The 15,201-nt window shown below is 40.2% G+C and carries 15 protein-coding genes; 11 read left to right on the top strand and 4 right to left on the bottom strand.

All coding sequences use genetic code 11. The features are described 5' to 3' along the window. Positions 1–166: 166 nt before the first annotated feature. From AACZ87_RS04975 to AACZ87_RS05020, 10 genes are all read left to right on the top strand, one after another. On the top strand, positions 167–808 hold the full coding sequence (locus AACZ87_RS04975; protein ID WP_339865453.1) for a hypothetical protein: 642 nt from the start codon (positions 167–169) through the stop codon (positions 806–808). Beyond that, complete coding sequence (locus AACZ87_RS04980) at positions 808–1,518, top strand: DUF3307 domain-containing protein (protein WP_339865455.1); 711 nt, start codon at positions 808–810, stop codon at positions 1,516–1,518. The genes AACZ87_RS04975 and AACZ87_RS04980 overlap by 1 nt, the downstream gene beginning before the upstream one ends. Next, a complete protein-coding gene (locus AACZ87_RS04985) occupies positions 1,519–2,235 on the top strand; it encodes a bile acid:sodium symporter (protein ID WP_339865457.1) in 717 nt (238 codons plus the stop codon). Positions 2,236–2,259: 24 nt separating this feature from the next. Beyond that, the gene (locus tag AACZ87_RS04990) at positions 2,260–2,421 is read left to right on the top strand and encodes a hypothetical protein (RefSeq protein WP_339865459.1); all 162 of its coding nucleotides are present in this window, start codon (positions 2,260–2,262) and stop codon (positions 2,419–2,421) included. A gap of 29 nt (positions 2,422–2,450) precedes the next feature. Then, positions 2,451–3,452 carry a 1-acyl-sn-glycerol-3-phosphate acyltransferase gene (locus AACZ87_RS04995; RefSeq protein WP_339865461.1) on the top strand — a complete coding sequence of 334 codons (1,002 nt, stop codon included), beginning with the start codon at positions 2,451–2,453 and terminating at the stop codon, positions 3,450–3,452. A 76-nt stretch (positions 3,453–3,528) separates the two neighbouring features. Beyond that, positions 3,529–4,623, top strand: a complete 1,095-nt coding sequence (hppD, locus tag AACZ87_RS05000) for a 4-hydroxyphenylpyruvate dioxygenase (protein WP_339865463.1) — start codon at positions 3,529–3,531, stop codon at positions 4,621–4,623. Positions 4,624–4,872: 249 nt separating this feature from the next. Continuing rightward, positions 4,873–5,454 (top strand): DUF502 domain-containing protein, encoded by a 582-nt coding sequence (locus tag AACZ87_RS05005; RefSeq protein ID WP_339865465.1) that lies wholly within the window; start codon positions 4,873–4,875, stop codon positions 5,452–5,454. Positions 5,455–5,514: 60 nt separating this feature from the next. Then, positions 5,515–6,537, top strand: a complete 1,023-nt coding sequence (locus tag AACZ87_RS05010) for a DNA topoisomerase IB (RefSeq protein ID WP_339865467.1) — start codon at positions 5,515–5,517, stop codon at positions 6,535–6,537. A 66-nt stretch (positions 6,538–6,603) separates the two neighbouring features. Beyond that, positions 6,604–7,560: a mechanosensitive ion channel gene (locus tag AACZ87_RS05015; RefSeq protein ID WP_339865469.1), complete on the top strand. Its 957-nt coding sequence runs from the start codon at positions 6,604–6,606 to the stop codon at positions 7,558–7,560. After that, a complete protein-coding gene (locus AACZ87_RS05020; protein WP_339865471.1) occupies positions 7,560–8,582 on the top strand; it encodes a YihY/virulence factor BrkB family protein in 1,023 nt (340 codons plus the stop codon). Before AACZ87_RS05015 ends, AACZ87_RS05020 begins: the two co-directional genes overlap by 1 nt. On the opposite strand, the gene AACZ87_RS05025 is transcribed toward AACZ87_RS05020, so the two are convergent. Next, complete coding sequence (locus tag AACZ87_RS05025) at positions 8,579–9,775, bottom strand: DcaP family trimeric outer membrane transporter (protein ID WP_339865473.1); 1,197 nt, start codon at positions 9,773–9,775, stop codon at positions 8,579–8,581. The genes AACZ87_RS05020 and AACZ87_RS05025 overlap by 4 nt on opposite strands. Positions 9,776–9,860: 85 nt before the next feature. Next, positions 9,861–11,099, bottom strand: a complete 1,239-nt coding sequence (locus tag AACZ87_RS05030) for a hypothetical protein (protein WP_339865475.1) — start codon at positions 11,097–11,099, stop codon at positions 9,861–9,863. 196 nt (positions 11,100–11,295) lie between these two features. Between AACZ87_RS05030 and AACZ87_RS05035 the strand changes: the two genes are divergently transcribed. Beyond that, positions 11,296–13,026: a phospho-sugar mutase gene (locus AACZ87_RS05035; protein ID WP_339865477.1), complete on the top strand. Its 1,731-nt coding sequence runs from the start codon at positions 11,296–11,298 to the stop codon at positions 13,024–13,026. 49 nt (positions 13,027–13,075) lie between these two features. Here AACZ87_RS05035 and AACZ87_RS05040 read toward each other — a convergent pair whose 3' ends face one another. Beyond that, positions 13,076–14,041, bottom strand: a complete 966-nt coding sequence (locus AACZ87_RS05040) for an L-histidine N(alpha)-methyltransferase (RefSeq protein WP_339865479.1) — start codon at positions 14,039–14,041, stop codon at positions 13,076–13,078. Between the two features lie 3 nt (positions 14,042–14,044). Further along, positions 14,045–15,190: an ergothioneine biosynthesis protein EgtB gene (gene egtB / locus AACZ87_RS05045; RefSeq protein WP_339865481.1), complete on the bottom strand. Its 1,146-nt coding sequence runs from the start codon at positions 15,188–15,190 to the stop codon at positions 14,045–14,047. Positions 15,191–15,201 lie beyond the last annotated feature (11 nt).

Consider the following 15,201-nt stretch of genomic DNA (forward strand, 5'->3'; position numbering starts at 1 on the left):
TTAATCTAAACAATCTCTTTCTAGCAATCAATAGGAATTATTTCTACACCTGAATTACTTGTGCAAACGATTGCTTTTTCTCTATCACTATTTACGGTGATAATTTGATATATCACCATTTACGGTGATATTTTGATTTATCACCATTTACGGTGATATTAGTACTATGATAGCATTGATCACAGGAGATATAATCAATTCCAGAGAGCTGAAAGACCAGAATCTGTGGATAGATCCCTTCAAGAAATTACTTGGCACTTGGGGTCAAACACCTAAGCAATGGGAAATCTTCCGAGGAGACAGTTTCCAACTGGAAATACCAAATGCAGAGGAAAGTCTGCTTGCAGCTTTGCAGATCAAAGCTCTAATCAAAAGTCTGCCCTACCCTGATGAGAGTAAAAGAAGCTCTCCAGTGGATGTGCGAATGGCGATAGGGATTGGTACTAAGTCCTATGATGCAGATAGAATATCCGAAAGCAACGGAGAGGCATTTGTAAGATCAGGTGAGAAGTTTGAGCAACTGAAAAGCGAAATGATCACACTAGCGATCAACTCGCCTTGGTCTGAATGGAACGATGAAATGAATCTTTACCTGAAACTGGCAGGCATACAAATGGACAGCTGGTCGATCTCTTCTGGCGAATTGATGTCCGAAATGCTCACCAACCCAGACCGTAAGCAGGCAGAAATAGGAGAAGTCCTTCACATCAACCAAAACTCAGTGAGTAAGCGATACAAAGCTGCACGGGGAGAGGATATTCTGGCACTCGAGAAATTGTTCAGAAAGAAACTCAAGCAACTGCTCTAATGCTCATCCTGATCAAACTCATACTTGCTCATCTCATTGGAGACTTTCTACTGCAACCCACTTCTTGGGTGAAAGAAAAAGAAAAGCGAAAAGCCTCTTCCGGTAAACTGTATATCCATGTATTAATCCATGGCGCTCTTGTGTTGCTACTTCTTTGGGATCTGAATCGATGGTGCTTCGCAGTATCGCTCATGCTGGTACATTTGCTGATCGATCTAATCAAACTCTACGCTCAGAAGCCAAAGACCAAAACAAGCTGGTTTATCGCAGATCAAGCTTTACATCTACTTAGTGTCTTCATTATCTGGGGGATATTGACTGAGGTTTCTGTGGACTGGCAATCGGTATTCCAAAACCAAAACCTGCTTGGACTGATCACACTAGTACTTTTCCTCACACAGCCAACTTCGATCATCTTGGCTAATTTGCTCAAAAAATGGTCTGACTCTATCCCTTCCCAGCCGGATCAATCCCTTCAAGATGCAGGCAAATACATAGGAATCCTTGAACGACTCTTTGTCTTTTCCTTTATAGCCACGGGACATTGGGAGGCTGTAGGTTTCCTTCTTGCCGCCAAATCGGTCTTTAGATTTGGAGATCTTCGAAAATCAAAAGAGCGAAAACTCACTGAATACATACTAATCGGAACTTTATTAAGCTTCGGCACAGCTATGTTGTGCGGACTAATCTTTTTATCTATTACCAATTAAATGGCCCAAACTAACGAACTGGATTCCATCCAACTCAATTTTTCCTCAAGTGACTTACTGCTGCTTAATCTGGCACTTGCCCTCATTATGTATGGAGTAGCGCTGGATCTGAGATTTGAGGATTTTAAATACTTGGCAAAAAACCCAAAAGGATTCTTTTTGGGTGTATTCTCACAATTTATTCTCTTGCCATTTCTCACGTGGTGTCTAGTCCTAATCATGAAACCATCACCCTCAGTCGCATTGGGAATGTTCCTCGTAGCAGCGTGCCCTGGCGGAAATGTCTCCAATTTCCTCACTAGTCTAGCAAAAGGTAATACAGCCCTTTCGGTAAGTCTGACTGGATTTTCAAGCATACTTTCTATCATCAGCACACCTTTGAATTTCGCGTTATGGGCAGGTTTCTATGCTCCTACCAAGCTATTGCTAAAGGAAATCAGCTTAGACTATGCCGATACTTTCATTACAGTAGCCTTGATACTCGGCGTCCCTTTAATTCTAGGAATAATCACCCATAAGTACGCATCTACTTTTGCCGAGAAAGCATCTAAAATCCTGAAACCCCTGAGCATTCTGATTTTTGCAGCTTTTGTGGTTATCGCATTCGCCGGCAATTTCAATCTCTTTACCAAGTACATTTCCCTGATTTTTATATGGGTACTGGCTCATAATATTGTGGCATTAGGCTCAGGCTTTTTTACCGGCAAAATATTCTAGTTACCTCTGGCAGATGTGAAAACGATGACCATAGAAACAGGGATTCAAAATTCAGGTTTGGGGCTGGTTTTGATCTTTACATATTTTGATGGCCTAGGTGGAATGGCTATTATTACGGCTTGGTGGGGCATCTGGCATTTAATATCAGGCATGACCATCGCAAGTCTTTGGAAATCAAAAGCCTGAAAAACTTACCAAGAAACGCTAAAAAATCAATGCAATATTTAATTAATGAATTCCTTCGCATCCTGGTAAAGATTTCTTTGAAGGGATATTTCAATAAAATAGTTATAGAAGGGAAGGAAAATATACCAAAAAACACGCCCATCCTACTCGTTGCGAACCACCAAAATGCATTGATTGACCCCCTCCTTTTAGCTACTCACACTGGTCTAAAGCCTTCTTTTTTGACTCGGGCGTCCGTCTTTAAAAAATCCTTTGTTGCTAAATTGCTCAATTTCATCCATATGCTACCTGTTTACCGGGTGCGTGATGGTTTTTCAACTATACAGCAAAATCAAACTACGTTTGATCAAACCTATGAGGTACTTCGCGGCAACGGAACTGTAATAATTTTTGCCGAAGGTAGCCATAGCCTCATCCGTAATCTACGCCCATTGAGTAAGGGTTTTACCAGGATTGCTTTTGGCCTGAAAGAAAAATACCCTGAAGTAACACCGGTGATCTTGCCAGTGGCATTGGACTATAGTGCGCATAAGCGATCAGGAAGCATCGCCAGAGTGACTATTGGAAAAGTCATTCCAGTAGATATGCCTGCAGCTAAATCAGGGTTGCTGACAAAATCTGTTCAGGTGGCATTGAAAAATCTGGTAGTAGAGATACCTAATGAAAATTATGATCAACAATTGGAAAACCTGATTGCCCATCAAGTTGATGTGAGTTCTAGAGAAGACGTGGAGTTGTTTTTGGAAACTGGGCAAGTACCAAACCCGGTGAATGAAGTCTCTGGGCTCAAGAATAAGCTGATGAAGATCTTTCACTTTCCATTGTATTGGCTGTGGTTGTTGAAAAAACCGGGAGTCAAAGATCCAGTATTCTCTTCCACATGGAAGTTTTTGATCGGCTTTGCCCTAGCTCCTATTTATTACTTCTTTTTGATTTGGCTGTCGATGGACACTGCTTTGGGAAGTTGGGCTCTGACTTTTCTGATTATGGCGTGGATTACTTTGATTGGAAATAAGAATCCTCAAGAATAAACGGCGGATTGACCAAATATTCTTTGGGTTATTTTGTAACTTTGGTTTACTAGAATAACCCAAAAATAACTAAACCATGAGTCAAGACTTTCTCCCGATTAATGGGACAGATTACGTCGAATTATACGTTGGCAACGCCAAACAATCCGCACTTTACTACCAATATGCCTTTGGGTATAAACTGATTGCCTATGCTGGCCCAGAAACTGGTATCAAGGATAGAGCCTCGTATGTTCTGAAGCAGGGCAAAATCAGATTAGTTCTTACTTCCCCTATTTTCCCCGATGGCCCTATAGCAGAGCATATCCAAAAGCACGGCGATGGCGTGAAAGTATTAGCTCTTTGGGTGGACGACGCGGAGAAATCCTGGTACGAAACCACTTCGAGAGGTGCAACATCTGCCATAGAGCCAAAAACCATCACAGATGAATTTGGTGAAGTTAAAACCGCTTCAATCCATACTTATGGAGAGACAATTCATACGTTTGTCGAGCGAAAAAATTACAATGGAGTCTTCCTTCCAGGTTATAAACCACGAACGAGCACCTATACACCAGAGCCAATCGGCTTGATGTACATAGATCATTGTGTAGGAAATGTGGAGCTTGGTGAGATGAATCGTTGGGTAGAGTTCTATGAAACTGTCATGGGATTCAACTTACTGATGACCTTCGATGACGAAGATATTTCTACCGAATACTCTGCTCTGATGTCTAAGGTTGTTTCAAATGGTAATGGATACATCAAGTTTCCGATCAATGAGCCTGCTGAAGGGAAGAAGAAGTCTCAGATCGAAGAATACCTGGATTTCTACAAAGGTCCAGGTGTACAGCACATGGCGATCGCAACTAATGATATCATAGAAACGGTCTCTCAGCTGAGAAAACGAGGAGTAGAATTTCTGGAGGTCCCTTCCTCCTATTACGACGATTTACTTGATAGAGTAGGCAAAATAGATGAGGATCTACAGCCTTTGAAAGAGCTAAATATTCTGGTCGATCGCGATGATGAAGGCTATTTGCTGCAAATATTTACAAAACCAGTGCAGGACCGGCCTACACTTTTCTTCGAAATAATCCAGAGGAAAGGCGCAAAGTCTTTTGGAAAGGGAAATTTCAAAGCATTGTTCGAAGCAATAGAACGAGAACAGGAGCTGAGAGGGAACTTATAAAATCACAAGCCAACTAGATCTAGTTGGCTTTTTTATTTGATGTTTAAACGCTTCTTTTCCAGTAGTCTATATTTGCCCAAATGGACTCAACTTGCTCGACCTCCAGATTTGAATTAATGTTCTTCGGACAGCTAGCCTTCAGAGGAGCTTAAAGAATTTAATTTGGCTACTGGCCGGATTTCATATAATCATTTTTTATTTTCAGGTAAAAACACCTAATTTCTCTAAATTTTATAAATATCATAAGCAATGCTATCCATCATCAGTAATACCATCAAAGGCGGAATATTTTTTCTTTTCCCAATTGTTTTGATACTCATCTTTTTTGAAAAAATCATTCATATCCTCCAGCCAGTCGCTTCCAAAATCAGTACTGCTTTAGGACTTGAAAGTTCAGCATTAGATTTCCCATACATTATAGCTATCCTGATCATTCTCATTTTTTGCTTTCTAGCTGGAACAGTCGCTAAGCTTGGTGCTGGCAAATGGATGGTTGGATGGATAGAAGATCACATCCTTACGCTTTTCCCTGGTTATCAACTGATGAAAAATACACTTCAGTCTAATGCGGGTCTGGAAAGTGACAAGGAGTTTCCTGTGGTGTTTGTGCCTATAGACGGGTGGATGATCGCTTTTAAAGTGGATACTTTGGCAAATGGAGATATCGTTGTTTTTGTTCCTTCTGCTCCAAATACTTGGGAAGGAAATGTGATCGTTTTTGAAAAAGATAAAGTAAAGGAATCCAAACTTACTCAAAAAGATGCAACACAGATCATGAGAAGACTAGGTGTAGGATCTGCTGAATTATTCGCAAGACATGCCTCGGAATAGCTAGGTAAAGACTTGCATGAGACTTGATATGCTAAATAAAATATCCTAGCAAACAAACTCATGGTCACAGCAACCGAACTCCCGAAGGGCCTCATTTATATCCGAGACTCTCAACCTGGAATCCTTAGAAATAAAAAAGGAAAAGGATTTACTTTTGTGGATCAGAACAATCAAAAAGTGTCTGATGAATCCCATTTGGAGAGAATTGAAGAATTGGTAATTCCTCCAGCATGGAAAGATGTATGGATCAGTCCTAAAAAAAACGGTTATCTACAGGCTACTGGGATTGATGCCAAAGGAAGGAAACAATACATCTACCATAAGAAATGGTCAGAATATTCCTCCAAAATTAAGTATAACGATCTTCTCAAATTTGGGTTTTATTTACCCAAACTGCGAGAGCGCTATGAAAAGGATTTAAGAAAAAGATCTTGGAGTAAAGAAAAAGTCCTGGCACTTGCTACAGCACTTTTAGATGAATTGCACCTACGCGTCGGTAATAAGCACTATACAGAAACGAACAAAACCCATGGCTTAACCACCCTAAGAAGAAAACATCTAAAGGAGGACGGCTCCAATCTTTTGATGAATTATACAGCAAAAAGTGGTAAAGAGCGCTCAGTGGCCTTGACCAATAAACGACTGATCAAACTATTGAAAGATTGCTCTCAGCTTCCTGGGTATGAACTTTTTCGATATAAAGAAGACGAGCATTGGTATACCGTAGATTCCTCTGATTTGAATCAGTACATCAGTCTAGAAGCTCCAGAAGATGATTATTACACCGCTAAATACTTCCGAACCTGGGGAGCTAATTGTCTTTGTATCAAAAATGCCGAGGAAGCAGGGAAACTCTGCGAAGAATCAAGAAAGAAGCCTGAACCTACCCTAATCAAGCTTGTAGCAAAAGAAATGGGACATACAATTGCAGTTTGTAAGAGCTCCTATCTGCATCCAGAAATCCTGTCACATTGCATCAATCCTCAAAAACTGAAGGATTGCTTGCCTAAAGATTTTTCTCCAGAAAGATACAAACCTGAAGAAGTTCAGTTGATGCAAATTCTCTGTACCAAATTAAGCTAATCTCTCTAAAGGGGATTCTGGCATGCTTTTTTGACCTGAATCCACTAAAAGTACAACTAACAAACTATGAGTATAGCAGAAGTATTCGGGTATGATACCCAAAAAGTAGTCGATAAAATAACTGGTAAGCTTAGCGCTTGGATTGATCTCTTAATAGAAAATCTGCCAAATGCAGTTTTAGCCATCATCCTTTTGACACTGGCCATTTTTATTGCCAAATCTGTAAAAAAACTTTCTGCTAGATACATTCATAAACTTGGTACCAATGAAACTATAAGCCGATTCCTAAGCCAATTGATTTTCATAGGAATTCTTGTTTTAGGTGTCATGTTGGCTTTGTCTGCAATGGATTTATCCAAAACAGTTTCTTCGATTCTAGCAGGATTAGGGATTATTGGATTGGCCTTGGGATTTGCATTTCAGGATACCGCAGCCAACTTCATTTCAGGCGTGTACATCACGTTCAATCAACCTTATAAAATTGGAGATATAATTCACACGCATGACGGGCATGAAGGCGCTGTAATAGACATCAATCTACGTGTCACCAAAATAAGAACATACAACGGCCCTATCGTATATGTACCTAATAGGTATTTATTTCAGGAGTGTTTTACTAACCTCAACGAAATAGGAAAGAGGCGAGTACAAATAGAATGCGGTATCAGTTATGGTGAAGATCTGGAACATGTGGAAAAAATCGCATTGGAATCAGCTAGAAACGTATCTTCTCGATTGGAGTCAGAGGAGCCCTCTTTGTTCTGGACAGGATTCGGAGATAGTTCAATCAATTTCACACTTAACATCTGGTGCAGATTCAACGAAAGGAATCTTGACTTTATTCCGGTTCGAAACGAAGCCATTATTTCTCTAAAGAAAGCCTTCGACGCAAATGACATTATGATTCCGTTCCCTATCCGTACTTTGGACTTTGGAATTAAGGGTGGAACCCAACTCAACAAGGAATTGACGGGGCTTTCACAATCTTCCCAAAATGGCTCTAACACTGAAAATGAGAGCTAATGGAAACTAACGAAACTATGGCAAACCTAACTCCTACTCGCTTTAAAATCTCACATATTCCGAGATTGATGCTAGATAGTTTTAAGCAGTGGAACAATGCAGATCCTTGGAGATTAAGTGCTGTTATCGCTTATTATGCAGTTTTATCCTTACCCGCCTTGATGATTATCGTAATCAACACAGTCGGAGCAATATGGGGTGTGGAAATCGTAACTGGGCAGCTGACCACTGAGCTTTCTTCAGCTTTGGGTGCAGAAACTGCTGAGTTCCTACGGGGAATGGTGGAGCAAACCCAGGATAGCGATAAATCTTTCATTGCTTCTGCTATCGGGATTGGAGTACTGATCTTCGGTGCTTCTGGAGTGTTTTTTCATTTGAAAATCTCCATAAATTCCATCTGGGGACTAAAGCAAACCGATGATGTCAAGTGGTATTATACCCTATTCCAGAGAGCAGTCAGTTTTGGGTTTGTATTAGTGCTAGGATTCTTATTGCTGATTAGTTTTGTTTTGACAGCTATGCTTTCTCTATTTAGCGATTTCATCAAAAGTATTCTGCCTGAATTTGTGGTAGTATTCGCTTTCGTGGTTGATTTCGCTATTTCCTATGGGGTAATAGCTGTACTTTTTGCCCTAATTTTCAAATACTTACCTGACGCCAAAATTCAGTGGAAGTCTGTTTGGGTAGGTGCATTTCTGACTTCTTTTCTTTTCTCTATTTCTAAATTTCTTCTGGGGTTGTACTTTGGAGCTGCAGAGCCAGGATCCACTTATGGCGCCGCTGGCTCCATTATTTTGGTTTTGCTGTGGGTTTCCTATTCTTGTTTGATTTTCTTTTATGGTGCTGAATTCACCAAGGTTTTCTCCATAAGGTATGGCTATGGAATTATCCCGAGGAAACACTACTCTCGTGTAAAAAAAAAAGAAGTAGTATTGGACGGTGACTTTATTCCCCCGCCTGAAGATTCATTACCCGAAGGAGAAGCGGATGATTTGGAGGAAGATTTGAAAAAAGAAACCTAATTTTTATAAAACGTATGTGAGAAGGAATATTTGAAAGAGAATTGAATCTTGGTGGCTTGACTTTTAAATCCATCGCTAAAATTTTTTCTATCAATGTAAATCACTTCTGCCGCTGCGATGACATTAGGAAAAGGGTGATACATGAGATTTCCGGAAATATAATTGCCTCTCTGATAGGCTGAAGGTGTGATTTGATCAGCCAAATTGGCACTGGACAAGGACCCGCCTAGTGCAGAAGTGAACTTCTCGCTCCACGTATGATCGTAATATAAGACCACACCTATCTGTGGCATTCCTACACCTTCAACGGGGCGTGAGCTCGGTCCATTTGGGTTGTCTACGACTCCGATCTCTGCAGAAGCATCATCCAAGTAACTTTGGTAAGCCTTCCCGCCTACAAATTGACCACGAATCACTCCTACTTCTCCGATCAGAAGATTGGAGCTTAAATTGACTCCCCATCCCCAAGTATTGCCATTGAGGTCAATCCCATCATCCCGATAGTCATCCCAAACTATTCTACGTAAAATCCCAGCGACTTCTACATATCCCCAATCTCTTCCCATGCGAAATTCGCCGGAAATATCAGGCATAGGAAATCTAAAATTGACACCTTCCAACTCCTGACGGTCAGCATAAATTCCTTCATCAGCGCTGGCTCCAGGTCGTTCTATTGCGAAAGTAAGTCTATTTCTACCTTGTAATGGCATGTAGCGGAGTTGAACATTTCTAAATGCGACCACCCCTGAAGGCCCCCAATATTCTACGGTATTCGGAAAAACGTCTGCATCCTGAAATGGTGATTCTACCTGACCAATACCAAATTTCCCCAATTGCATGTAAGCATATCTAAGGTGAAATGCCGTTTCCCCAGTAGTTTTCCCTACCCCAAAAAGATCAAACTCTAAGAAGGTCAATAACTCACCATATTTGGTGGGGCTTTTAACTTTTACCCCTAATTTGGTTTGTCGAATGGAAAAATAGACGCTTCCATCTCCACCAAACTCATTGGCATAAGAAGGCAATTTAGAAGGGCGCATCACGTCAAACCATAATGGGTCTATCTGTCCAAAGTTGTAACCAATGTCTGTCATCAGATGGCCGTAAATCTCTAGTGATGCTTTGTTCTCTGTTTGAGAATAGGCGACTATAGGTAAGCCGACAAGAAGGCATACAAAAAAAATCTTTCTCATAATAAAATAAAAATTCAGAAAATTTGAGAGGATCCAATTTATACTTTTAACCCTACTTTTGGAAATCTCAAGATCAACTACGGGTTCAATTGAACCTAAACCACATCACCATGGAAGACGATAATTCTGTTTTATTTACTTTTAGATTAACAGGAATTATAGAAGCCGAAGAAGTATTAAGAGGAGAAAAATCCTTTGATATGCTAAAGTATAATTTGAGCTCAGATGCTAAGGCAATACGATCCGATTGTTCAGTGGAATTGTCCATTACCGCAGGTTTGTCAAGACTTAAATAAACACTGGGTGTTTCGCTTCTTACCTCAATAGAACCGTCATCCGTCTCGAGAAATAACGCATGAATGTATGGATATGAAACTCTCGAATCAGAGTCAAAATCTCGTTCTGCCAATAAATCCTTGAGATCCTTCTTCCAAATTCCAAAATGATTCCGTTCATTTTCTCTATTTGCACCCTCACCAATCCACTGGGCATATTTTACTTTCTCTTCAGGAAATGCAAATTCTAATGCGCCTAAATCAGCAAGTGCTTCGTTAGAAAAAATCTCCACCTTTAGTTCGCCATTTGGTAACACCGTCCATGCAAGCTCTTTAGAATTAGACTGGTAGGTGGACTTGATTTGAACTGAACCATCTTTCAGGCGCTTCCACGTTAGTTTTTGAATAGCTGAAGAAAAGAGGCCTTCTTCTATTGTTTGGCTGAAATTGACAAATCTTCGACCAATCTTTACTAGCTCTAGATTACCTTTTTGCTTGCTGAAAATATATAAATTTTCGCCAGCTGCTATTTGAAAATCAACAGTGGATTCTCTCACAAGAATTGGCTGATTTTCTAAAGGCAAGCGCTGTTTAAAGTAGTTTTGGTTTCCTTCTTTAGGCATTCTAATTGGTTCGGACAAAGAATAATTAAGCGCTCCGTCCTTCCCAAACAAGGATAAATTGAGAACGTCTCCTTCTTTCCAATTTGCAGGCAAATCAAGGGATATCTCAGTGTATGGCTCGGCTTCAATATTTTCAAGTGATATTCGATCCGAAAACAGCAGCTGAGCACCATTCCAGGCATCAATTCTTTCAATAGACCATTCCAATTCATAGCCATTCAAATCAGATTTCAGATCTTGATTTACCAATTGAATCTTCCCATCAAAGGACTGTGTGAGGTCAAACGCTTGTACGTATAATGGACCGATGGAAGATACGGATTCATGATCCTTTTGAACATGGGTATCAGTTTGCGCAGCTGAATAGACTATGGAGATAAAATATAGACTCAAAAAGCCAGTCCAACGGACAACACGTTGCTTCATTTGTTTGGGTTTGGAGTTCAAATCGATCTAAAAGTAAATGAATCTGCTTGCTTAAAAAAATACCCACTAACCCCCAATAATGTAGAAAAACGAATTAGAAGTGAAAATTAAAATTCACATCTTCAATACCTAACAAATTAACAGGTGGCATATTTTGTGTTTTTATATATCTTAGAACTTAATCAATTTTTAAAGTATGACTACCATAGACCCTAGCATCCAAGCCAAAGCAAACTCTTGGCTGAGTGGCAATATCGACGAAGATTCGAAAGCCCAAATCCGCACACTTATAGACCAAAACCCTTCTGAGTTAACAGATTCCTTCTACCAAGACCTGGAGTTTGGAACAGGTGGACTTCGAGGACTGATGGGTGTAGGCACAAACAGAATGAATGTGTATACTATCGGAATGGCTACTCAAGGACTGGCAAACTACCTATTGAAATGCTTTCCTGGCGAGACGATACGTGTAGCAATTACCCACGATTGTAGAATTAATAACACACTTTTTGCCACCACCACCGCAAATGTGCTCACAGCTAACGGCATCCATGTATTGTATTTCAAAGAAATGCGACCTACACCGATGCTGTCTTTTGCAGTAAGGCATTTTGACTGCAAAAGTGGAGTGATGATCACCGCTTCCCACAATCCAAAGGAATACAATGGTTACAAGGCTTATTGGGATGATGGTGCCCAAGTAGTGGCTCCCCATGACAAGAATATTATCGATGAGGTAAAAAAGATCACTTCATTTGATGAGGTAAACTGGGATAAAAACGATGCTCTTTTTCAGTATATCGAGGAAGATTTTGACGAGATCTATATGAATCTAGTGAAAGGTTTGAGCCTGTCACCAGATGCTATCCAAACTCAAAAATCCATGCCGATCGTTTTTTCTCCGATTCATGGAGCCTCTGGAAAGATGGTTCCAGCTGCGCTAAAAGCCTTTGGTTTCGAAAATGTAAACATCGTAAAAGAGCAAGCTGAACCCGATGGGAATTTTCCAACCGTCATTTATCCAAATCCTGAAGAGGCAGAAGCATTGACCCTTTCTTTGAAGCTAGGAAAAGAAGTAGGTGCTGAACTAGTGCTTGCTTGCGATCCTGATGGAGACCGGTATGCAGCAGCAGTTCCAAATGCTTCAGGAGAATTTGAGCTATTGAATGGAAATCAAACTGGCGCTTTACTCTCTTACTATTTGCTAAGCAAATGGAAAAGTGCGGGAAAGCTTGATGGCAAACAATTCATGGTAAATACCATAGTTACTACTGAATTGATTGATCGCATTTGTGAAGGCTTTGGCGTGAAATGCTTCTCGGTCCTAACAGGTTTTAAAAATATCGCAGCCATCATCAAGGATCTCGAAGGTAAAGAAACGTTCATCGGCGGAGGAGAAGAGTCTTATGGATACTTGGTAGGTGATTTTGTCCGTGATAAAGACGGAGTAAGTGCCTGCGCCATGGTGGCAGAATTAATTGCTTATTATAAGACTCAAGGCAAAACTGTTTTTGATGTACTTGCTGAAATTTACCAACAATTTGGATTCTATAAGGAATCGCTAATTTCAGTTACTAAAAAAGGTAAGGATGGAGCAGAGCAAATCCAGGCTTTGATGACAGATTTCCGTCATCATCCACCAGCAGAGATGAACGGAATCAAGGTTGCTAAAATCGTGGATGTAAAAGAAAGCACCGTAAAGGATGTGGTATCGGGTAAGACTGAGAAACTAGCTATGGACAAGTCAAACGTGATGCAGTTCTATCTTGCAGATGGAAGTAAAATCTCTGCCAGACCTTCTGGTACCGAGCCAAAAATCAAGTATTACTTCTCTGTAAATGCACCATTGGCAAATACTGCTGACTATAGAAAAGTAGAGGCAGAATTAGTAGAAAGACTTGAAGGTTTGAAGCGCTATTTCAGCTAAAAACCAGGTAGAATTACACATAAAAAAGCACTGAGAAATCGGTGCTTTTTTATTGCCTTTCCCACAGTACATCTGCAAAGTAACCTTCGGAATCCATAAAGTTTTCCTTCACCTCAAAACCGCCCAAAGAGGCTAAATGAGAAATTTCTGACAAGCTATATTTCTTAGAAATCTCCGTAAAAATAGACTCATAAGCTTCAAAATTGAATGTTTGATTCAGAGCGCCTATGTTCACATTCTGAGCTTTTTGCGAGATTAGGTAGCTTCGGCATTCTCCGCTTACCGGATCGTAGGTAGGCCAGTGCGTAAATGAATCCCGGTCAAAATCAGCTTCCAGTTCTCTGTTAAGACGATCAAGCAAGTTCATATTAAACTCTTGAGTCACTCCCTGTTTATCGTGATAGGCATTAAGAATGGTTTGAGGATCTTTTTTTAAGTCGAAACCAATTAAAACCAAGTCTCCTTTTTTAGTACCAACTCTCAGATGGTTAATGATATTCTTGGCTTCATCTACTCCAAAATTTCCCAAATTTGCCCCCATAAATAAAATCAAATTAGGCCTTCCATCCTCCCAAACTTGCTTTTTCAAAGATTCTCGGTAGGTATCCTGGATTGGATTAACTTTCAAATCAGGCAGTTCATTAGCTAGACTTTCTTCTAATTCCTCCAGCACAGAACCTGAGAAATCCACTGGATAATAAGTGAAATCCACTTTCAATTTGCTGAGATACCTCAACAGGATTTTCGTTTTCATCCCATCGCCAGCCCCAAGTTCAATAAGATTAAATGATTGATTAAGAGACAAAATCGGAGCTAAAATCTGCTTATGCTGAGACTCAAGGATTTCATATTCTTTTCGTGTCAAATAATACTCAGGCAAAGCCATAATCTTTTGAAAGAGCTTATCGCCTTTTGAGTCATAGAAATATTTAGAAGGAAGTGTTTTCGGTGTTGAGCTGAGACCAAGCATCACGTCTTGGGCAAAAGTCCCGAAATCTGTGTTTTTTGCATTCATAAATTAAAGTGATTTGGCTAGGCGTATACCCATAAATTGCCATCGGTATTGAGGATGAAAAAAGTTTCTGTAAGTAGGTCTTGAGTGCCCTTCGGAAGTTGCTACCGAAGCGCCGCGAAGTACCATTTGATTGACCATGAATTTACCATTGTACTCTCCAATTGCTCCGGCAGCAACTGTAAAACCTGGATAAGGCAAATAGGCGGAATTAGTCCACTCCCATCTTTTCCCCCATTCAAATAGATTTTGGGCAACTTCCCACTCAAATTCTGTAGGTAACCGCAGCCCTTTCCATGCCGCAAACGCTGAAGCTTCATAGAAATTCACATGGGCTACTGAAGCATTTTTATCGATAGCTTTTAAGCCATTTAAGGTATAGTAATACCAGTCTCCATTTTGCTCTTCCCAATACAGCGGCGCTTTCACTTCGAGCTCTTTCACCCAACTCCAACCCTCATCATGCCAGTATTTGGGATCTTCATACCCACCAGCTTGGATAAATTCGGCGTATTCACCATTCGTAACTAAAGCAGAGGAGATTGAGAAATCATTGATATATACCTTATGAACATTGAGCTCGTTGTCGTAACAAAAATCATTTCCTTCATAGCCAATTTCATAAACTCCAGCTTCAACAGAAACCCAATTTGACTCTTGTTCAGCTCTGTATTCAGAGATGTCCATCACCACGGGATTCAGGGGATTATGCCAGAGGCTAAATTTCAAATCTGTAATCAATAATTCTTGATGTTGTTGTTCGTGATTTATTCCTAGAATTACCAACTCTTGTATTGCAGGAATGTTTTTCTGAATCAGCCTTAACATTGCCTCATCTACATACGCACGATACAATTTGACTTCATCCACAGAAGGCCTAGACATTAATCCGCGTTGATTTCTTGCAGTTCTGGCTCCCAATGAATTGTAATATGAATTGAAGAGAAAATTAAATTGAGGATGTTTTACCACATATTCGGGATCATTTGGCACCAAAATGAACTGCTCAAAAAACCAAGTTGTATGTGCTAAATGCCACTTTGGTGGACTAACCTCCTCCGAAGCTTGGAGGCTATAATCTTCCGTAATTAAGTGGCTACAGAGGTAAAGCGAGTGATTACGGACGCTTTGAAACGATTCTTCTAATGACATCAAACAATTAT

The organism is uncultured Algoriphagus sp. (assembly GCF_963974365.1).
Taxonomy (GTDB): domain Bacteria; phylum Bacteroidota; class Bacteroidia; order Cytophagales; family Cyclobacteriaceae; genus Algoriphagus.